16 protein-coding genes are annotated in these 21716 nt (G+C 54.2%); 3 read left to right on the top strand and 13 right to left on the bottom strand.

Features of this window, described 5'->3' with window-relative positions:
- Nucleotides 1-32: 32 nt before the first annotated feature.
- The 3 genes from Pr1d_RS08015 (at nt 33) to mutS (ending at nt 4510) form a co-directional block, all read left to right on the top strand.
- Complete coding sequence (locus Pr1d_RS08015; RefSeq protein ID WP_148073053.1) at nt 33-512, top strand: 6-pyruvoyl trahydropterin synthase family protein; 480 nt, start codon at nt 33-35, stop codon at nt 510-512.
- 176 nt (nt 513-688) lie between these two features.
- The gene (gene fliG / locus Pr1d_RS08010; protein WP_148073052.1) at nt 689-1678 is read left to right on the top strand and encodes a flagellar motor switch protein FliG; all 990 of its coding nucleotides are present in this window, start codon (nt 689-691) and stop codon (nt 1676-1678) included.
- A gap of 147 nt (nt 1679-1825) precedes the next feature.
- A complete protein-coding gene (gene mutS, locus Pr1d_RS08005) occupies nt 1826-4510 on the top strand; it encodes a DNA mismatch repair protein MutS (protein ID WP_148073051.1) in 2685 nt (894 codons plus the stop codon).
- 26 nt (nt 4511-4536) lie between these two features.
- Here the strand turns inward: mutS and Pr1d_RS08000 are convergent, their stop codons facing one another.
- From Pr1d_RS08000 to hisG, 13 genes are all read right to left on the bottom strand, one after another.
- On the bottom strand, nt 4537-5280 hold the full coding sequence (locus tag Pr1d_RS08000) for a TlpA family protein disulfide reductase (RefSeq protein ID WP_148073050.1): 744 nt from the start codon (nt 5278-5280) through the stop codon (nt 4537-4539).
- 112 nt (nt 5281-5392) lie between these two features.
- Complete coding sequence (gene aspS / locus Pr1d_RS07995; protein WP_148073049.1) at nt 5393-7159, bottom strand: aspartate--tRNA ligase; 1767 nt, start codon at nt 7157-7159, stop codon at nt 5393-5395.
- Between the two features lie 88 nt (nt 7160-7247).
- Nucleotides 7248-8255 carry an NAD-dependent epimerase/dehydratase family protein gene (locus Pr1d_RS07990; protein WP_148076300.1) on the bottom strand — a complete coding sequence of 336 codons (1008 nt, stop codon included), beginning with the start codon at nt 8253-8255 and terminating at the stop codon, nt 7248-7250.
- Nucleotides 8256-8321: 66 nt separating this feature from the next.
- On the bottom strand, nt 8322-10097 hold the full coding sequence (locus Pr1d_RS07985) for a fatty acid CoA ligase family protein (RefSeq protein WP_148073048.1): 1776 nt from the start codon (nt 10095-10097) through the stop codon (nt 8322-8324).
- A gap of 189 nt (nt 10098-10286) precedes the next feature.
- Nucleotides 10287-10895: a DUF937 domain-containing protein gene (locus tag Pr1d_RS07980; RefSeq protein WP_148073047.1), complete on the bottom strand. Its 609-nt coding sequence runs from the start codon at nt 10893-10895 to the stop codon at nt 10287-10289.
- A 608-nt stretch (nt 10896-11503) separates the two neighbouring features.
- The gene (locus Pr1d_RS07975; protein ID WP_210417920.1) at nt 11504-12634 is read right to left on the bottom strand and encodes a HupE/UreJ family protein; all 1131 of its coding nucleotides are present in this window, start codon (nt 12632-12634) and stop codon (nt 11504-11506) included.
- Nucleotides 12631-13836 (bottom strand): tetratricopeptide repeat protein, encoded by a 1206-nt coding sequence (locus tag Pr1d_RS07970; RefSeq protein ID WP_148073046.1) that lies wholly within the window; start codon nt 13834-13836, stop codon nt 12631-12633. The genes Pr1d_RS07975 and Pr1d_RS07970 overlap by 4 nt, the downstream gene beginning before the upstream one ends.
- A gap of 182 nt (nt 13837-14018) precedes the next feature.
- Entirely contained in the window at nt 14019-15071 is a 1053-nt protein-coding gene (locus Pr1d_RS07965; protein WP_148073045.1) for a DUF4331 family protein, read from the bottom strand.
- Nucleotides 15072-15653: 582 nt separating this feature from the next.
- Nucleotides 15654-15980, bottom strand: coding sequence for a hypothetical protein (locus Pr1d_RS07960; RefSeq protein WP_148073044.1), 327 nt, complete (start codon nt 15978-15980; stop codon nt 15654-15656).
- Between the two features lies 1 nt (nt 15981).
- Nucleotides 15982-17616 carry a flotillin family protein gene (locus Pr1d_RS07955; protein WP_148073043.1) on the bottom strand — a complete coding sequence of 545 codons (1635 nt, stop codon included), beginning with the start codon at nt 17614-17616 and terminating at the stop codon, nt 15982-15984.
- 64 nt (nt 17617-17680) lie between these two features.
- Nucleotides 17681-18340 carry a hypothetical protein gene (locus Pr1d_RS07950; protein ID WP_148073042.1) on the bottom strand — a complete coding sequence of 220 codons (660 nt, stop codon included), beginning with the start codon at nt 18338-18340 and terminating at the stop codon, nt 17681-17683.
- A gap of 278 nt (nt 18341-18618) precedes the next feature.
- Nucleotides 18619-20700 (bottom strand): SHD1 domain-containing protein, encoded by a 2082-nt coding sequence (locus tag Pr1d_RS07945; RefSeq protein ID WP_148073041.1) that lies wholly within the window; start codon nt 20698-20700, stop codon nt 18619-18621.
- A gap of 136 nt (nt 20701-20836) precedes the next feature.
- Entirely contained in the window at nt 20837-21691 is an 855-nt protein-coding gene (gene hisG / locus Pr1d_RS07940; protein ID WP_148073040.1) for an ATP phosphoribosyltransferase, read from the bottom strand.
- Between the last annotated feature and the right edge of the window lie 25 nt (nt 21692-21716).

Raw genomic sequence — 21716 nt, 5'->3', positions numbered from 1 at the left:
ACTAGAAGCGTTAGCGCCTGGAGTACTTAGCTATGTCTGAATCCTTTCATGTCCGCCTCAGCAAAGAACGCTTTGTCTTTAGCGCTGCGCACTTTATCACGTTCAATGGCGACATCTGCGAACCCTTGCACGGACACAACTACCACGTGACGGCCGAAGTCAACGGCCCACTCGACGAGAACCAGTATGTCGTTGATTTTATTCTGGTCCGAGACGCCTTGCAGAAGATTGTTGATTCGCTCGACCACCGAATGTTGCTTCCGCTGGAGCATCCGACGATAGGAGTCACTGTCGAAGGAGAGGAAGTCGAAGTAACCCACGGCGTGCGACGTTGGGTCTTCCCTCGGCAGGATTGTGTGTTGTTGCCGATGGCCAATACCACAGCAGAATTGTTAGCGAAGTATATCGCCACCCTCCTGCTCGAAACGCTGCCAGACTGCACACCCTCACGCCTCAGCGTCGGCGTAGACGAATGCGACGGCCAGTGGGGATACTACGAAACTAACCCCTAGCCGGGCCGCAACGCGGCACACGGCTCCCGGAGGTCGTAGCCTAGCGACTATGACACCAATGCTAGCACGGGCTCAATCATCAAACTCTACTTAAGTTCCCCAAATGGCTAGTCGATGCTAATTCTGAGACTCCACTGGCGCAAATGCTGCGCTGAACTCTTGTCTGACGAACTAGCATGAATGACCTCCGCAAAGCCGCTGTCTTGCTCGCCTCACTACCGGAAGAGGAGGCTGTAGCCATCTTGTCACGTCTGGATGCCAAGCAAGTAGAAGCAGTCTCGATTGAACTAGCACGACTCAAGGGCGTCCCTTCGGAAGAACAAGACCAAATCATCTTGCAATTTGCAGAGTCAAATCCTTCAGGCTCTGTTGAATCAGGAGGTCTCGACCGAGCCAAGCAACTTGTTCAGATGGCACTGGGTAAGAATGCCAATTCCACTCTGGATAATATCCGACAATCGATCGAAGAGGTTCCTTTCTCTTTTCTGCGCCATGTCGATAGTCAGAATATTTTGACCTACGTAGCGGATGAGCACCCTCAGACGATTGCGCTCATTCTTTCACACTTGCCGGCCCAGACGGGAGCCGAGATACTCGCGGGACTTCCTACCGAGCGTCAGTTGTCCGTCGTGCAACGTGTGGCGGCCATGGGGCAGACCAGCCCCGATATTATCCATGAGGTAGAGCAGGGTCTCGAACGCCGTATGTCGAGCCTCATGGGTCAGAGTTTCGAGAACGCCGGCGGAGTAGGGGCGGTGGCAGAAATGCTCAATGTCTCCGACCGCTCAACAGAAAGAACACTCTTAGAAAATCTCTCTCAGGAAGACCCCGATCTGGTCGAGGAAATTCGCAGATTGATGTTTGTCTTTGAAGATATGGTCAAGTTCAACGACAAAGACATGCAAATCGTGCTCAAGAATGTTGATAATTCCCAGTGGTCAATGGCCTTGAAGGGTGCTAGCCCGGAACTCAAGGAGAAGGTGTTTGGCAATATGTCACAGCGAGCAGGTGACATGCTTCGAGAAGAGCTGGAATTCCTGGGGGCCGTGAAGCTTTCAGCCGTTGAGGCCAAACAACAGGAAATCGTCGATATTATTCGCCGCCTCGAGGATAGTGGCGATCTCGAAATCAATAAGGGTGCCGAAGAGGAATTGCTGGTCGAGTGAGCCTAGTGAACGGCGCGAAACCAAATTCCGGCCGCTATTGTTTTCCTATCCCTCAATTCCTTCCATAGTTTCCCTGCCCCCCTCCAAGGACCTGTTGGGATGCGTTAGTATGGGTCGCTGTCTTCCGACTTTTTGGAGCAGTCGACCATGTCAGCCACCCCGATGATGAAGCAGTACCACGAGGCGAAAGCGGCCGCTGGGGATGCGCTGCTCTTATTTCGCATGGGCGACTTTTACGAGCTTTTTTTTGAGGACGCCAAGACGGCCGCCCGAGTGCTAGGGTTGTCCCTTACGAGTCGCGACAAAGGGGAGAATCCCGTCGCTATGGCTGGCTTTCCTCATCATCAGCTCGATAGCTATCTAACCAAGATTATTTCCGCCGGGTTACGGGCCGCAGTCTGCGAGCAGATGGAAGACCCACGTCAGGCAAAGGGGATCGTCAAGCGGGCAATCACTCGCGTGGTGAGTCGAGGCACGGTGACCGACGACGCGCTGCTCAATCCAGCGGAAAGCAATTTCCTGTTGGCGATTTCGCGCAACTTGCCGAAGTTCGACGGACACTGCGGGCTTGCCTGGATCGACATCTCCACGGGCCGCTTCGAGGCAACTGTCATACCGAGCGAGAAGTTAGAAGACGAGTTGGCGCGTGTCGCCCCGGTAGAGATCATCGTCAGCGAGGATTCTTCCCCGCTTCCAGCGTCGTGGAGCGAAGGTCGCTTGACGACTCGTCGCCCAGCATGGTCGTTTGGCACAGAAGCGGCACTCACAGCCCTCACCAAACATTTCGGCACGCAGTCGCTCTCTGGCTTTGGCTTTGAAGAATCGGACTCCCCTGCCCTCTCCGCTGCAGGAGCTGTGCTCGACTATTTGACCGAGACGCAAAAAACCTCTCTCACCCACATTGCCGCCCTGCTCCCTCATCGGACGGGAACTTCCCTGGAAATCGACCAAGCAACCCGCCGCAGTCTAGAGATTTCGCATTCTTTGCGAGAGGGACGCCGCGAAGGTTCCTTGCTGGGGGTTGTCGATCGGACAGTGACTTCGATGGGAGCGCGCATGCTGGGTGACTGGTTTGCAAGCCCTTTGACTAATGTCGATCAGATCAATGCTCGGCTCGAGGCGGTCGGCGAGCTGGTTGCTCATCCGGCGGTTACCACCGATGTGCGCGCTGAACTCAAAGCGATTTACGACATGCAGCGCCTAGTAGCCCGCGTCACAACGGGTCGTGCAACTCCGCAGGACCTGAGTTTTGTTGCTCGGACACTCAGCAGCCTGCCAAAAGTGAAGGCCAAGCTGACAGGGAGGAAAGCGGAACGACTTTCTCAACTCGAATCGCGGATCGATCTCTGTGCGGATATTCGTGGACGGCTAGAGGCAGCTCTGGAAGAGGATTGCCCGCTGACGACACGTGACGGTGGTTTCATTCGAACCGGTTTTCATGCGGAGCTCGACGAGCAGCGGGAGCTCATGCGAGGTGGCAAACGCTGGATGGCTGAGTACCAGACGAAGGCCATCGAGGAGTCTGGCATCCCTAGCATCAAGATAGGCTTCAACAAGGTATTTGGATATTACCTGGAGGTGACCCACACACACCGAGACAAAGTCCCCGACTATTTCATTCGCAAGCAAACGCTTAAAAACGCCGAGCGGTTCATTACTCCCGAACTCAAAGAGCACGAAGAAAAGGTGCTGGCTGCTGAGGAGCGCTCACAAGACTTAGAATATGAACTGTTTGTCGAATTACGTGAATTGGTCGCTTCGGCAACACGCCGACTACAAGGCACAGCCGATGCCTTGGCCGAGATCGACGTACTTTCCTCACTATCCGAGCTGGCGCGGGCTCGCAACTACGTACGCCCCGAGATCAGTTCTGATCCGGTCCTCGACATCGTCGAAGGTCGTCATCCGGTCCTCGATATCACGGAACCAGAGGGAACGTTTGTGCCGAATGATGTGAGTTGCGAGGCAACCAATAAAGGCCGAAGGCGGAAGGCGGAAGGCGGAAATGGTGATTCCGCAATCCGCAATCCGAATTCCGCAATTCTTCTCATTACCGGTCCCAATATGGCTGGCAAGAGTACTTACATTCGTCAGGTGGCACTGATCACACTATTGGCCCAAGTCGGCAGCTTTGTCCCGGCCAAGCGTGCGACGATTGGAGTGGCAGATCGCATCTTTGCTCGCGTGGGTGCTAGTGACGATCTAGCGCGAGGTCGAAGTACGTTCATGGTCGAGATGACCGAAACGGCAAGAATTCTTAATACGGCCACCGAGCGGAGCTTGGTTATTCTTGACGAGATAGGCCGCGGCACGAGTACCTATGACGGCTTGTCGCTCGCTTGGGCCGTGGTCGAAGATTTGCACGACAGAATCGGCTGCCGCACTTTGTTCGCCACGCACTATCACGAACTGACTGATCTAGAGGAGACGCTCTCTGGGCTTCGCAACTTGAATGTCTCCGTTCAGGAATGGCAAGGTGAGGTCGTGTTCCTGCACCAGATCGTCCCTGGCGCAGCCGACAAGAGCTACGGAATCCACGTGGCCCAGCTTGCCGGAGTGCCCCGCGAAGTGAACCAACGGGCTGAGGAGATCCTCGCCCAACTCGAAGCCCAACACGATAATACGCTCACTCCGCATTCCGAACTCCGCACTCCGCAATCGAAAAACGGACATGCCATGCAGATGACATTGTTCGAGACGATGGATCATCCGCTGCTGGACACGATTCGGGGAGTGGACCTGAACGGTACGACTCCGCTTGAGGCATTTCAGCTAGTCAAAGAATGGCAGGAGCAACTTACGGAGACGCGTGTGGCTAGTCGACCGAAGTAGTAAAAATCACTTCTTGATCGACCAGCTCAATTCGTCCCTTTCAGCGCATCCAGCGTCTCATGTAACTCGCGCCGAGTACTCTCGCTGTACTCGATGTCGAACCAGACGATGCGGCCAGCGGGATCGAGCACATAGATGCGGGGAAGCATTACCATGCCCAATTGGTCGAAAGCTTTACCATCGACATCCAAGAGCTGCGGGAAACTCGCTCCCGAGGATTTTGCTTCCGCTGCGACTTGGTCCTCAGGGGTTTCTACTGCGATGCCTATCACAGCCACTTTCTCCGATTCAGCGCTGGACACAACTTCTCGTTCCAAATCGGATAGCGCCATGTGGCTCATCCAGCGGTCGGGCTTCCAAAACAGCACAACAGTTGCTTGATCTCCACTAAGTTCTGATAGAGTCACCTCGTCATGACCCAATTGGGGCAATTCTATTTCTGGCATCTCGTCGCCGACACGCACGCGGCACATTGCCGAGTGGGCGGTGCTCAGAATTACTTCAGGAATGTTGGCAGTGATCTCTTGAGCCACTTCCTTACGAACCACATGTGGCTTAACCGAGGACTGAGCAACCAGTGATTCCGACTCAACTTCGATTCTTTGAGTCGATTCATTTGCGACTTCAGATACCACTTGCTGTTTGGGCGCCAATTGTGTCACAGAATCGTGAACAGTTGATTGTGAGCAACCAATTGAAAGGGCTCCGACCGCGCAAGCAACACAAGTCAGTTTGCTCAACAAGCACTTCTGCACAATTGGTTGCATCATAGCTTCCAAATCCTTAGCCCTACAACGCGGGAGAAAAGTCGATTAATTCTACGACCCCTGATTGTCGAGAGTCGCCAGAGGATCGTCAACTAGCAATAACCGCAATGGAGAATCATTCGACCAATTTGATCGCTAGTTCTCGGAGCTGTTTGGCATCTACTTCCCCGGGAGCCTCGGTCATAAGATCGGTAGCTTTTTGTGTTTTGGGAAAGGCTATGCAATCGCGAATATTTTCCAATTGGGCAAACAGCATCACGCAGCGGTCGATGCCCAAGGCAATTCCACCGTGCGGTGGGGCACCATATTGCAGGGCATCAAGCAAGAATCCAAATCGATCCTTGGCGGTCTCTTCGTCGATACCCAACAAAGAAAAGACCTTGCTCTGAATTTTGTTGTCGTGAATACGAATCGTGCCGCCACCTGCCTCGTAGCCGTTGACCACTAAATCATAGGCCTTTGCACGACAGTTGCCCGGATCAGTATCTAATAATTCCAAATCCTGATCGCGAGGGGCTGTGAAGGGATGGTGCATCGCTTGCCAGCGAGCTTCCTCTTCGTCTCGCTCGAACATGGGGAATTCGACCACCCAGGAAAAATTCATCTGCCCGGGTTCGTAAAGCTTCATCTCACGGGCAATCTTAGAACGCAGAGCATACAGGGCTTTGCACGTCACTGCGAACGAATCAGCCACGAAAAGCAACAAGTCCCCTGGCTCGGCATTGAGTCGCTCGCCAATTCTCTTGAGCAGTTCAGGCGTGAAATTCTTGGCGATTGTCGAATTAAGCGAGCCATCCTCTTCAACTCTGAACCAAGCCAAGCCTTTCGCCCCGTACTCACCCACGAATTCTGTCAGACCATCGATGCCACGCCGAGAATACTGCTCGGTTCCCTTCTTGGCATTGATAGCCCGCACGCGACCTCCAGAGGTCGCGACACTGTGAAAGACGCGGAACTCTGCTTCGGCTGCTAGATCGGTGCAGTCGACAATCTCCATGCCAAACCGCAGGTCGGGTGCGTCGTGGCCATAGCGCTCCATCGCCTCGTCGTAAGTCATGCGGGGCAGGGGAGTTGCAACTTCGATTCCCAAATGCTTCTTGGCAAGTCCGGCGATCAAGCCATCGATGATTCCCATCACATCGTTGGAGTCCACGAACGACATCTCGGCATCCAGTTGCGTGAATTCCGGTTGGCGGTCAGCACGGAGGTCTTCATCGCGAAAGCAGCGGGCCACTTGGATGTAGCGATCGTAGCCAGCGATCATCAGGATCTGTTTGTACAACTGCGGTGACTGCGGCAAGGCATAGAACATGTTACGATGTACGCGACTAGGAACGAGATAATCGCGAGCCCCCTCGGGAGTGCTGCGTCCAAGGATTGGTGTCTCGACGTCGACGAAATCATGCTCAGCGAAATAGTCGCGCATGTCCTTGATCAGTGCGGCTCGAAGCAACATCGTTTTCTGCATCTCGGCACGACGCAGATCAAGGTAGCGATATTTGAGTCGTAAATCTTCGCCGGGGGCTTCATCAGAACTTGGCGAGACGGGGGGCGTAAGGCACTTGTTCAACAGTTCGAGCGTCGTGGCACGCAATTCGATGGCGCCCGTTGCCAAACGCTTGTTGGCCATTCCTTCCGGGCGGGGAGCGACCTTGCCAGTCACGCGAATCACATACTCAGCCCGTAGCGATTTGCTCGCCTCGATTACCTCAGAAGTGGAATCGGGAGGATTAAAGACCACTTGGGTGATGCCGTAGCGGTCGCGGAGGTCAACAAAGAGCCCCCCACCGTGGTCGCGGTAGCTATCGACCCAGCCGCAGAGTGTGACGGTTTCTCCCTCGAGTTTTTCAGAAAGTTGACCACAGGTATGGGTACGAAGCACGGCGTCCTCTTCAAGTGACAATGACAAAATCGCGAAAAATGCAAGCTGCTGATTGTAATTGGCAGTGGGGGAATCGGCTAGGTGGTCCCTAACTCGGCTGCAACCACGCAGCCAGCTGTTGCATTCCCTCTGCAGTAGAAACGAGGGGCTGATAGCCGAAATCTTGTCGGGCGGCAGAAATGTCGAACCAGTGCGAACTGGCAAGCTGCCAGGCAAGAAACCGGGTCATGGGAGGCTCCTGTTGGGAACGGGCGATTCGATATCCCCATTCGCACGCCTGACCTATGCGCAAGGCCTTTTTGAGCGAAATCGACTTGATCACAGGGGGCACGTTCACCAATGCCAAGATTTGGTTGATCCACTGCCAGCAGTTGACTGGCTCACCCTGGCTCAAAAAATAAGTCTTGCCTGCGACGGGTGAATCGGGTCGGACGAGGGAGTCCGCTGCCTGCAGGTGCGCCCTTGCGGCGTTCTCGACATGGATCACATCGACCAGATTCGTGCCGTCCCCTACGCGACGCAGCCGACCACTCTTTGCTCGATGGATTAGTCGCGGCACCAAATGCGGATCGCCCGGTCCCCATATCAAGTGCGGCCTCAATGCACAGGTGGCGAGTTGCTCACAGTTAGCGGCTAGTACCCCCTGCTCTGCCAGCGCCTTGCTGCGGGAGTAATGACATTCGTTTTTCTCAAGCCATGCCAAATCGATAGGTGCCTCGCATTCGGTCACGCCACATTGATCGCCACCGGCGAAAGTCACGCTGGGACTGCTTGTGTAGACCAGGCTTTGAACCCCATGCCTTCGGCAGGCAGCTATGACATTCTCCGTACCCAACGTGTTTGCTGAGTAGAACCGATTCCAAGTGCCACCAATGCCAGCGATTGCTGCGGTGTGGAACACACATTCGATTCCCTCACACGCCTGGGCAACGGCTTCTGCATCGCGGATGTCGCCACGCACGACCTCTACGCCTAACTCAGTAAGTTCTGCATGCACGCCGCGACTAAAGCTCCGTACTTGATCGCCGCGGGCAAGCAATTGCTCGACGATAGCGCGCCCAAGAAATCCTCCGCCGCCGGTAACGAGTGTGTGCATTGTCAAGAGTTAGTGCTTAGTGGTTGGTGGTTAGTTGCGAGCCGGGTCGTCTCGACCCCGGTTGATTTAATGCTGAAGCTTGTGTCCGCCCAACTCTCTCGTCGCCCACTTTGCTAATTGCTCGCGGTTGATTTTTGAGTTGTGTCTCACGTCGACAGGCAACCCGGGATGAAAAATAGGTTGTGCGATGTGCTTAGTAATTTCGTACCCCTTAGCCAATTCCAATAACTCCGCTTGGAGCCTGTGATAGTCGCTGCGAGACCAGTTCTTACCACAACGCCGTAAGAGTGTTCCACTCGGCTCAACGACCAACAGGGGTGTAGCTCCACCCGCTGGACCGATCCCAACCAAGGCCGTGCGAGCGACATCCGGATGTGTATTGAATATCTCCTCACAAGGCACGGAAAACAAAGTTCCTTCGCTGGTTTCGATGCGGTGATTCTTACGGCCGCAGTACCAGAACCGACCTTGTGAGTCCAAGTAGCCTACATCGCCCATGCGGTGCCAGATTGAGATGCCGTCGGTAATTTTAGTCATTGAGTTGTGAGATGCGAGTTTCGAGACGCGAGTTGATTCTTTCTCTCGCAACTCGCAACTCGCAACTCGCAACTCTCCATCGTACTGCGGCGATACCTGCGGACCACGCACAATGAGTTCACCAATTTCACCCATCGGCAACTCCTCAACGTCGGCGATGTTTGTGATCGGCTCATCCGAGATCCGGATCACACGCCAATCAATCGATTCGAACTTACGCCCGACGCACACCCCTGCCCCGCACGCAGTCTGCTCAGCAGTCTCAGAAAGTACCTCGCTGGCGGCGATGGTTGCCACGGGGAGGCTCTCAGTTGCTCCATAGGGTGTGTGCATTTCGGCATAGGCATCGACGTAGGCTAGGGTTCGCTGCAGCACTTTGGCCGGCACGGGTGCGCCACAAGAGAAAATCTTGCGCAGGGTGGGAATCTGTTCGCCGTGATGTTCGCAATAGCGGCTCAGTTTGTCCCAAACTGCCGGCGAACCAAACGCTTGGGTTACTTGCCAATCACTCGCCGCGGAGAGCAACTTGCGAGGATCGGCCGAGGCGGGGCGGGAGAAATCCATCTTGGGGAACACCGTGGTGATTCCCATTGCGGAGTTGAACAGACCAAAGAGGGCAAAGCACGCCAGATCCGCTCCGCCGGGCTGAAGGTCATACTCGCGGCGGATCTCGGCAACCTGGGTGTCGAACATCTGGTGGGTGTAGAGTACGCCCTTGGGGGGCCCCGTGCTGCCGCTTGTGAAGATGATCGCGGCGGGGTCTGTTGCCCGCGAAGTCGGCAAGCGGGTACCCGAGTTGGTTCCTGCGCTGAGCAGTTGTTTGTAGGTTGTGCCGCCCCAGAACCATCGCCGGCCAACAGTCACGTTGAGCTTTGCTTGCGGGAAACGGCTCTTGAGTAGAGTTCGCACAGCTTGAGCAGGGCTGATCGCAACAAATCCGGCGGGCTCAGCCGCGGCAAGGCAATTCACCAGATGCTTTTTTCCCATGCCAGGATCGATCAAGATCGTAGTCGCCCCCGAACGCAAGAGGGCAAAGACTAGCTTCACAAACTCCACCCCGGGCTTCACCAGGAGCACCAGTCGCGTTCCAGGCGTCACACCCAGGTCGACCAAGCCGCGAGCCAAGGCAGTGGCATCGCGATCGAGTTCGGCAAACGTGCAAGTGGCATAGCTATTTCGCCCCGCAGCATCACCATGCCCAGGACAAGCCACGGCCACGGAGAGCGGCATACGCTGGGCAAAGTGCGCAAGTCGATCGGCGACATTGATTTGGACGACGGTGTGATGTTCAACGGCAGAAGTCATCCGCCTATTGTGCCAGCACTAACACAATCTGGGGAGGGGCAGGTTAGTCGGGTTTGGCGTTAACATATGTTTGCTGAGTTGAGTGGCCTGCTGCGAATAATTAGATAGGTCCAGAGGGTACACGAGATCAGTCAACAGGCAGAGTCTGCCCACCGATCAAATCTCGTGCCCTCTAGGTTGGACGAAATCTTATTGCTTACCTGCCAAGACGCCGACGAGGCCGCTGAGGTCGTTTAGGTCGACATCACCGTCGCCGTCGCGATCCAGAATGGCGTCGAAGATACCACGCGTTTGGGGCTGCTTCTGCTCCATCTCCGTACGCGCGCCGCCGAGAATTTTCGGCAGAGCCTGTCGGCTATCCTCAGGCTCTTTTTCCGCCGCACCAAAGATTCCGCCGAGTACGGCAGGCAATACTTTGCCGAGGATCTTCTTGGTGGCCTCTGAGTCGAGCGTGATGACCTTGCCAAAGCCTCCTTCGACCTTCGGCGCATCCTTTCCGAAGATGACCGAGAGGATATCATTCACCTGATTGGGGTCCATGTCTTTAACTTCAACATGCTTGTTTTCTGCCGGTGCTTCGGGGGGAACATTTCCTTGCTCAACCTGTTTGCGCAGCATATCCCAAATGGTGTCGGCTCCCTCCTTGGTCTGACTCTTGGCCTCTAGGCCTCGGAGCAAAGTGCCAATAGCTGCACCATAGGCTTGCTCGGCCTTCTTGGCATCCAAGTCGGTATCCCTTTTGACCTTTTCGACGGTTGGAGATCCACCACCGAGTAATGCTTCAAGTAAACTGGACATTTCTGTTCTCCTAATCCAAGTGGAAAAGTGTCATGGTTGCTGACCGATCGTGAACCAGATGATGCACTGCCATTCAACGTGTCGAACAGCAAGTCAATTTCAAGCTAACGAAGTCGACAACCGGAAACTGTGCATCACTCAATCTACAACCTACTACGGAAGATACAAGCAATTTTTAAGGTTCCGCTGGCTAAACTGCGGGCACTTCGAGGTCACTTTGTCACGCGAAACATGGCATACTGCTCACGGAAGGCGAGAACCAATCGCGATTAGTGAAGAAATGATGAATATTCTCAACAAGTCATCTCCACTAGGATCTGAGAAATTCTCAACCTCAAGTCGCGCCTGCGGCGGAAATATAAGATTGACAGTGTTTCCTAGAATTTCAGCTGCAACTAAGGAGAACTACAAAGTCATGATGCGTCATTGGCAGAAAGCAACTCTCGCAAAGGCGCTAAGGCGCGAAGTTATAAATAATCAGCTTTTTGAACGTTGCGATTTAGCGCCTTTGCGAGAAATAGCTCTGGGAATTCGTTTTTGGTGGCTTTGCAGTTCTCCTGATCTGCATGTGACTGACAGAAAGTTCAGAATAATTTCCGCAGTACCATTCACAACCCGACTATCGTGGCGTTGAATATGCGCTCATACATCCAGATAGCTGCAATAACGGCGACCAGGATCGATCCGCAGCGTAAGATCGCCCAGCGGTAGAATGTTGTGCTGCGCATCAGGTAGGCCAGGGGCAGGAATACCGCTACGATGGCGAGTTGGCCCAACTCTACACCGACGTTGAAACCTAAAAGTGCGATGCCTAGCGACACGCTACTCAGGCCTAAGTCGATCAGCACATTGGCGAATCCAAAACCGTGGATCAGACCGAAGCCGAAGGCAATGGCCCAACCCGAGAGGTGCAAAACGGGGAAGAGATTGTTGAGTGCCGTCACAATGATCGAAAAAGCGATGGCCGCTTCTACGATCCAGCCGGGAAGAGTGACGTATTCCATCACGGCCAACCAGAGAGTCAGCGAATGGGCGATGGTGAACATCGTGACGATCTTGAGGACTGACGTCCATGCCGGGCGGAAACTCTCGACCGGTTGCCACTGGTGGTCACGGCGAATGAGTACGGCAGGGATCAGCAGCGTGAGCAGGAATAGGATATGGTCATAGCCAATCCAAATATGCCAGATGCCCTCCTCGACATAGGCTACAAAGGAATTCCACCGATTTACTTCACCCGTCTTAAGTTCCAGAAGCGGCGATTCGGGGCTGAGTACATACGTGCTGTCGATCTCGCCGTTGGTGTAATGCACGAGTCCGCGGTGGGTGGGATCGACGTCGAAAAGCAAGTTGTAGTGGATCGTGAGCTCAGCCGCGTCGCCCGGGCAATCGGTGCTGAGCGACAGCACCACGTAGCCGCCATCGCTGTGACGAGTTGCGAGTACATCCAGCAGCTTGAGTTGGCAATCATAGCCTCGGTGAGAAATCTGCAGACGACTTAGTGCGTGGGCAGTGACCGCCTTTCGACGAGCTTTAACCTCGCCCCAGGTAATCTCACCATTTTGATTCTCGTCGAGTCCAATGAGAAACTCCAGATCCTTCAGAGCGATGTCCCACTCGATGGTGAGATATTCTTCACCTCCCGTGATGGTAAGGTAGCTGTCACTTGGCTTGTGGGCAAATGCCGTCGCGCACATGAGTTCGATAACGAAGAACAAGCTGGCGAATAGGTACTTCACTCCATCTCCTCCAATTGCTCGACGAGCTCTTGGAGGTCCACGTCTTGGTTGCCATTCTGCTTGAGGAAGCGCACCACCGGTTGAGCGGCTTGGGGATCGTTAGCCGCGATGGCAGCGGCGAGCACATTGCGGGTGTCGTTCATCTCCTTTTGCTTTTCCCAATTGTCCAGGGCCAGCGTGAGGGCTTTCTGGGCGTCGTCTTGCAACTCAAGGGCACAGCGAGACTCAAAGCGGCCGTGCGGCTCGCTGCCACGCAGGCGGATTTCCTCAAATCTATTTTCGAGTTGTGTTTGAAAGTCGCGAGAGACCTTTTTCTTGCCCGTCCTGCGGGCAGCGATTGCCGCGAGGAGCAAGACGCCGTTGTCGGTTGTGTGTTCTTCGAGTAACGGCAACACCTCTGCGGTGCGATTCTGGTCGAGCAGAAAATCAGCGCATGCCCGCAGGAGATAGAGGTTGGCGGGGTTGTTGGCCAGGCCTTCTTTGTAATGTCGTTCGGCCTGCTCATCGCGACCGAGAGCCCGGGCTGCTTCCGCCTGCTCGGTCAAAACCCATTCGAGGGTCTCGGGGGATTCTCGTTTGATGATTGGCAACATGTCCGCCAACAATTTGTCAGCTTTCTCTGCTTGGCCGGTTGAGATCAGCAGAGGAACAAGGCCGACATTCGCGACCACGTCACCGGCAAACTCACCAAGCCGATCACACGCTTGTTGGGACTTGTCGTACTTCCCTTGGACACGATAGATGTTCGAAACTTCAATCCAGGCCTGAATGTCCTGGGGCTCATGTTCCAGAAAGGTTTTGAGATCGTCGAGGGCCCGATCGTATTGGTGGTCCTTTTCCTTGAGCTTTGCCCGCAGTCTGAGAATTGCAGCGGGTGGATTGTTCACTTCCCACCAAGGCTCAAGGGCCGCCTGGGCATAGCCGAAGTATCGAGGGTCTCCCTCTTGGCTCCCCATCTGCATGTAGAGAGAGGCTACGGAAGCTGCTGTGTTAACATCGCGAGGGTTGTCGGCTAGTTTTCTCCGCAGCGATGACAACTCACTGCGGCTGGAGAGCAATGTGCTGGGAAGTGTCTCCAACACTTCGTCGTCGCTAGCGGGGAGATAGGCATCGGCGGCGGAAGCGGGAGATTCGCCAATGCTCCCTGCAATGACGAAACAACTCAGCAAGCGGAAGGCGAAAGAAATGTATTGTCGCTTCATTGGTTGATATTTACCACAAGGCCAGGGGACGGCGACGATCTTAACCCTACCATGCCTGAATTCTAGGCGATATTCGTTGGGACAGACTTGATCGAGAAAACTGAGCGTAGCTACGATGCAAACAATCCCGCAGCGCTAAGCGCTGCGGGATCGCTTACTTAGCAAAAACCTACTCTCTGGTGTTAGGAACGACCGCGTCGGCGGAAGCCAAGCGCTGCCAAGCTTAATGCTCCCAGTGCAAAGGTCCCCGGCTCGGGCACGTTAGCGGCAGCCAAATACGGGAACACACCTGGAAATGCAACGTCGTTGGCAGCTACGCCGTCACCGATCGGAGAAGAGCTGTTCGTCAACAACGTCAATTCGGCGTCGATCACATCGTCCGCAAGCTGACGCCCGTTCAAGAATCCGCTGGCGTCTGACGTATCAATGGTGAGAACGTCCGGCAGAAGAATTCCTGTCAAAGTCGCCGCGTGAGTGCTATCGCCACCATTCAGGCTTTCGATGGCTGCCTGGACATCGGAGCCGAAAGCAGTCGGATCATCAGCAGGATCGGCCATATTGAACTCTGATTTTCTTGCCGAGGGAATTAGCACAGTATTGATGGCGGGTCGACCAATGCGGTCGACTTGATTTCCACCAACCTCGGTGGTAGCCCAAACACCAATGTTGCCGCCCAAATCGCTACTGGGAACCTCCAACACAATCGCGTTCGTATTCAAGCCGGCGAAAAAGTCGTCGCCCGTGAAGGCAAGGCCATTGTTAAACCCATTCAGATCGAAGAAGAACGGATCGTCAAACACATCTGCTCGCACGGTTCCCCCGCCGGCACCGGTCGCGGTGATATTCATTCCGGTCGTGCCGGTGGCAAATGGTACGCCATTACGCAGAGTGGTGAGTGTTTGAACTCCACCTACCGAAGCCGTGAATGTCGTTGTGTAGCTTACGTCGGCGATAGCATCGCCAGTGTTGTCAATCTGGAACCCGTAGTTCACTGTGGCGCCAAAGGGTGCGTTTGAACCCGTGGCAGGATTACCGGCGATAGGATTTACCGTCATGATCAAGACCGTGTTATTGGAATTCGTTGGCGACTGGAACGCGTACAGATCATTGATGTCACGATCGGCCAGACCCATCACATTGGGGGCGTCGAGGTGATCCGCTGCTTGTGTGACAGATTCCACGCTTAGCAACAACGATGCCAAAGCGAATGTCGGAAGGATCAGTCGGGAGTTCATTTCTTGATTTCCTTAAGTTGAGAATCAGGTGGCCAGTTAGCGCAGCGGCTCTGTTGAACGAAAGTGCCTCTTCTCAAGATGCTCTAACGTCCAGAAAAGGAGCGTACTGAGAGAACATACGAGGACTCTCGATCAGCAGATTAGGATTTTTTGGTCTAGAAGCAATAAATCCGAGAAGTCCGCGGAAACGGATAGATCAATGAGGGGGTCCGAGAATTCGTTTACTGTCATTTCGAGGTACTCCGAGAAATCTGGCTAGATCCCTCGGAGTACCTCGGGATGACAGTTCGCTTTGCCCTTGTATATATCGAGTGCAATTCCCGGACACCTCAGATATACAGGGATACTCTACTACCGATCTCTGGCGCAATCGCCTGGAGGCAAGTACGACAAAATGGCTGATCGAACCTGGAGGACAACTTGAGAAGGAGTGCTACATTTACTGTGCGAAAGACGACGCTTGTCGGCTGATTGGATCAATCGGATATATCGAAATCAAGCCAGTCGCCCAGGTCAGGCCAACTCCAATCACTCGGATCGAATATCGACCAATCGAACAACCCAGGCAACCAACTCGACGACCTATCGGCAGCTCAGCAAGAAAATGTGTTTGGCGGAACGCACACACTCAGCAGCATCAGCCATCACGCTACCAATTTCGGTATGCATCTCTGCGTAGTCACAAGTCTCGCCCATCCTGTCGTGGAGTGCTTCAAATGTCATCTGATCCCAAAAAAGCACATATCCCCAACAAATATAATCGATATCGAGCCCAGCTCGATTTGCAGATTCGAAAACCTCATTGGGGGTATAGCGTCGGCACTTGCCGTAGTCCTTTGCCAATTGCGGGGCAAGTTTGGTGGCATACGCACGCTTAACGCCAACGGGTGCGCCGCACGTACCGGGCATGTTAGACTCCCTTGCGTTTGGGGGGAACGTCAGCCGATGATTCAACCGTCGACACGTGACCATTTTCCGAGGATTCTTTAATGTCGCCTTCGCCGGCAAGTTTCGCCAAACTCTCAGGGATCTCAATACCACCGATGTCGCGCATTACTTGCATCATCGGAGGAAGGGTCCCCGCCATCTTGTGAAGGAAGTCAGCGGTGTTCGAGCGGCCGTTGCTGCCGCCGTTTTCCCAAACGACGACCTTGTCGAACTTGATGTTCGAGATCGCTTTGGCGGAACTTTCGGCAAGGGTGTCGAGGTGTTCGAGCATCATGAGTTGGAAGGCTTCTTTCGCGCCGCCACAGGCTGCGACTATTTGCTTGAGGCCTTCGCCCTTCTTGGCCAAGATTTCGTATTGGCCACGGGCCTCGGCTTCGAGCTTGGCGTAGATTGCCGATGCTTCACCGACTGCTTCCAGGCGACGCTTCTCGGCTTCCGCCTCGGCCTCGACCACAGTTCTCGCTTTTTGTGCCTTGGCGGGGGCTTCGAGCTTGGCTCGTTGCTCTGCTTCAATTTTTTCAGCCTCGGCCAGGGCCGCTTTAGCCATTGCGCGGTTTTGTACTTCGAGCACCGCAGCTTCGGCTTCGCGTTTGCGGGATTCGCCCCGTTGATAGGCATCAGCTTTCTCTGTGAGCAAGGTCGCTTGTGACTGGGCAACTTTCGCCTCGGAGAGGTTTTCCCCTTCGACAGCGGTGGCGTTAGCCTGGGCGACCGAGATACGCATCTCGCGCTCGGCATTCTTAATCTGAATATCGCGTTCGTAGGCCGCCTCTTGCTCACCCACAGACTGCAGTTTGGCCATGTCGGCGATTCGCACAGCCTGTTCGCGCTCGGCATCGCGGGTGCCGATCTGCTGGTCACGGGTCGCATTGGCCACTTCAATCGCCCGTTCACGATTGGCCTGAGCCACGCGGATTTCACCTTGCTTCTCTTCGTCGGCCACATCACCACGAGCCTGCTGAATCGCCTGCGAGGCAGCCTTCTGGCCAATCGCGTCGATGTAGCCGCTCTCATCGGTGATGTCGGTGATGTTCACATTGATCAGCACGAGACCGATCTTCTTGAGTTCTGGCTCGACTGAGTTTTGAATGTGCTGCAAGAAGGCGTCACGATCTCGGTTGATGTCCTCGATGCCCATCGAGGCGACCACCTGCCGAAGTTGACCGAAGATAATCTCTTCTGCCTGCTTGCGGATATCTGCCGTCGAGAGTCCCAAGAGCCGAATCGCGGCGTTGGTCATCACCTCGGGAGCTGTGCCAATGGCAACGGTGAACACACTAGGCACGTTAACACGGATGTTCTCGATCGAGAGGGCACCCCGCAAGGGGATCTCAATTTGAATCGGTTCAAGACTCAGATATTCGTAGTCCTGAAACAAGGGCCAGACGAATGACGCCCCACCATGTACGGTCTTGGCGGCCTGCCCTTGCTTGGTCTTACCAAAGATGACCAGCACCTGATTGCTGGAGCAACGTTTGTAGTTTGTCTTCAGCATGATGATCATCATGAAGAAGATTGCCGCGACTGCTGCGGCGAGTATTGCCAGCCAGATCATCGTTTCGGATGCCATTTGTGCCAGAAGGATCAAGTTTGTCATTTTTCGTTTCCCCCTTGATATTTTGCTATTTGCTCCGGGCGCTAACGCTTCCGGACGTGCCTCATTATGCTTCCACCGGTGCGGCCAATCGTCGGACCGCAACCGTGTCACTGTTTTTTACTGCTACGATCTGCACTGTTTCGCCGGTACGGAGGGGTTCACTTTCCTCCGAGACGGCTTGGAACTCCACCGTGCGATTTTGTAAATTGACATGTACTTTTCCCAAGCCAGAGCCGTCGGCTGGGATCGGCACATATACTTTGGCGTGTTTTCCGAGGGTGTAGCTTATGCGCTCATTCCCCGAGGAGGCGAGTCTCGACATCGCCTTCATTATCCAATACATGCCATACATGGCCGCCAAGCCAACCACGATCCCTATCATCAATGACATGGGTTCAGAAATCCCCGCACTGAGCGCGGCCTTGCCGGAAATGCCAAAGAATGCCGCGGCGGCGATCAAGGTACGAAATGACAACACGCCGAATAGCCAAGTGCTGTCCGGATGTTGGTAGTCCGCGTCGGCTGCGTGCCCCAAGGGCGTGTCGTGATCGGTGGGCATATTGCCGTCGAGATCAAAGTCGCCAGCTACATCTGCATCGCCGGAAAAATCTCCATCACCGATGTCTCCGCCGTCATCGCCCATTCCCATCAGCGTGAGCAGGAACTGGCAAATCATTACGGTGCCGCCAATGATTGCTGCAATCAGAAATAGTATGTCAAGCATATTGTTCCTCCGGCGGTTAATGTGATGATGGATATTCCGTCGTCAAGCTGTGAGCATTTAGTCGTCAGTCCCGGCCAGCAATTTCTTCTGGCGGGCAGCAGACAGCTTCTCACATCAGCCAATCATCCCGAAATTGTACCTCAAGTTCTCGTCTCAGAGAGGGACGTGCCGATTATTCCGGCAAAATCGAGATGCCTATTTTGGGCGTCTGCAGCAGGGTATTCGCCCGGGATTGCATGATCTTGCCGAAAAACCGAGGCGAATTCTATCTGACAGTCTCAAAACCCTAGCGACAAGTTGCTCTTTCCCAGGGGCTCCATATACTCAGGCCGTACAACGAACGAAGGAAGTCGCCCCTTGAAATTCGCTCCGCTCGGCTTCATCACACGGTCGATTGCCGTGCGGGTGCTTTCCCCTTCTTGCAATTGCAAGTGATAAGGCGCCGAATGCACAGATTCACGTTTCCAGATGACCGCACCGTTGAGCAGTAGTTCCATTTCGTAGATGCGATTGACCACATCGATAAGTTCTCCCTTGCCGAAATGATCGTGAAACCCACGATAGCGGATTTTTTGCGTCTCACCTGTCTTAGTCCTTGCCACGAGTTTAAGTGGCGAATCGTCAACCAACTTCATGTTCGCGTCTGCCAGTGCCTCTTCGAGTGATTGTTGAACATCTTGCGCCAATAAGTTGTCTTCTGGAATCTGTACATCGATGCTGATGGAGTCGCCGGGTTTGACGACCAACAGGTCTTCATCACTGAGATCCTTCACAGCTTCGAGAGCTTCTGGTGGAGGCAGTTCGAAAGGTACCAGAGCCTGTGTCTTCTTGGCATGGTTGTCCAATAGCATCCAATGTGTGCCAGCAAAAGATTTTACCAGCTGATTTCGGATGTCGAATTTCCAAGCGATGATACGCAAGGGGACATTGATCAGCAGTCCGCCTGCTGAAAAGAGGTAGTCTTCATCGACCCATGTCAATTCATCTCGAAAGCCGAGACCGCGGCAGGGAAACGAACGTGTCGTTTCACCGGTTGTTATGTCGAACACGTCGATAAACTCATTAGACGCGATCGCCAACTGGCGTCCTGAGGGAGAAAACGCCAGAGTCGCATTTCGAAAATTCCCTGAGCCGACGACTGCAAGCAAGTCGCCCGAATCGGCATCATAAAACTGTACTCCTGCGGAGGTAGGGACCACCAAATGTCTTCTTCCGGCAGTCAGCAACGGCTTAACACCTCGATCGAGCATCAGTTCGTAATTCGCCTTCGCGTCGGAGGCATTCCACAACAACAGTTGGCCCTCTGAGTTCACGGTAAACAAGCGCTTGTCGTCGAGCCACGCGAACCATTCGGGATCGAGATTCGGCCAGGTATTCATCACGTAAGGCACAAAACTCACCAAGTGGCTGATCTTTTTGTCAGCCAACTTCCAGATGTCAACTTGTCCCGAAGAGTCATCGCCATGAAGATCCGACTGAGCGGTCGCAATCGTAGTTCCTGAGGGAGAAAGTACCAGTTTGCTCGTGCCAGGAGGAGCCGGCCCAGAGGCAACCACTTTGCGGGAACTGAGGTCGACAATTTCAACTCGAGGCAACGCCTCTCCATGATGATTTCCATGCAGAATAAGCGCCAATGGTTCGGCAGATGCAGTAACGACAAAATCGGCTGGCTTTTCGAAAAAGTCACTCTTGCCGCTAAGTCGCACAGCGCGGGGTTTCCAAGCAGAGCCGGCATCAGAGTGCGGGTCGGCTTGGATTTTGTCGGCGGGAGTGCCATCGGCAATCAGCCTCGCCATATCATCGTAATCCGGGCGGACAGTCTTGAGAGAGCTGGCGGGGGAGGCTGGTTTGACCAGGAACGGCTGCTGAGTCGTACCGGGGTAGCGCAGCTCGTCGAGGTCCTTGGTCCAATCCATATCGTCGTCGCCATCGATGCGTACTTCAACGTCATCCCACTTGTAGTCAATCTCCGTAACGACCCCCAGTTTCCATTTGCCAAAGTGCTGGGCCTCGACGCGATCCCCAACCTGCAAACCCTGGGGAGCAGGCGCTGCGGGCTCATGTGGTTGAGCAGATTTGGCACCGTTCTTCACATAGTCTTGATCAGCTACGCTGAGCTTCTCCAGCGGGATACGGCTGACATCGCCGTTGGGGCGCTCCAGTCGGACTTGACCGTCAACCAAATCGATAAACTTCGCCTTGATTTCGTGTTTGCCACTCTTGTCCGACCAGATACGGGATTCATATTCGGCAGCCGTCGAACTGGTTGCAAATATGAAAGCACTTAGACAAGCAAAAACATAGCTGCCATGAACCAATATGCCTGAGTGCCAGAAACGATGTCGAGGAGAATTGGCCATAGGGTTCTCACCATGGTCAGCTGGTTGAAAAGCAAGTGTGAAACCCCAGTATCCATGAGAATCACTGGATATTCAAGCAGAAATTAGCCATTTGCGGCTTAGCGGTTTCCAGCGCTAAGCTGCAAGCGTCTAAATCTTAGAGGCGGCAATTGGCGATCGAAGTTTCCAAAATCGCGGTCGCGCCAAGCGTTTCTAGCTGCTCCATGATGCCGATTACTTCGCCTCGCTTGACCATCGCTCGCACACTGTACCAGCTTTTGTCTTCAAGCTGATTGACAGTAGGCGAATTGTAGCCGGGCGTAATGCGTTCGGCATCGGTGAGTTGTGCAGCGGGGACATTGTATTCCAAAAGCGAATAAGCTCTCGCAATGACTACTCCTTCAAGTCGACGCACAACCCGGTCGCACAAGGCCTCGTGATTCGTGTTAGGATTCTGAATCAATACCGTCTCATAGGTGCCGATCTCATCCAAGATTCGCAGACGATTGGCAGCCAAGGTACTGCCTGTCTCAACCAAGTCGACAATTGCGTCCGCTATACCTAACGCGATCATCACCTCGACCGAGCCGGTGAGCTTTACCGTGTGTGCGCTCACACCATGCTTTGCCAAATACGATTGAGTCACGTTGGGAAAACTGGAAGCGATTCGTTTGCCTGCGAGCTTCTTGGGAGAATCGATCCCTCCATCAGTCGGGACACAAACTGCCAGTCGACAATTGCCAACGCCCAGATTGAGTCGCTCGACCAGCTCGACGCCACTCTCTGCTACCAAGTCGGCCCCGGTGATGCCAAGATCAATCGCTCCTTCGGCGCATAACACAGGGATGTCGTCAGTGCGAAGAAAAGTGATGTCGATCGGCATCTCCTTCACGCGAGCAAAGAGGCTCCGATCTTGGCGGCGAAAACGTAGTCCCGCTTCGAGCAATAATGCCGTAGAAATATCGGCCAACCGGCCTTTGCTGGGAACACCAATGCGCAAGTTTTCAGTCATATCAGCTCTTCAATAATTTGTTCTC

It is taken from the genome of Bythopirellula goksoeyrii, assembly GCF_008065115.1.
In the GTDB taxonomy this organism is placed as follows: domain Bacteria; phylum Planctomycetota; class Planctomycetia; order Pirellulales; family Lacipirellulaceae; genus Bythopirellula; species Bythopirellula goksoeyrii.
Note: the sequence above shows the minus strand (reverse complement) of the source record. Positions and strands in the feature narration are given on the sequence as shown.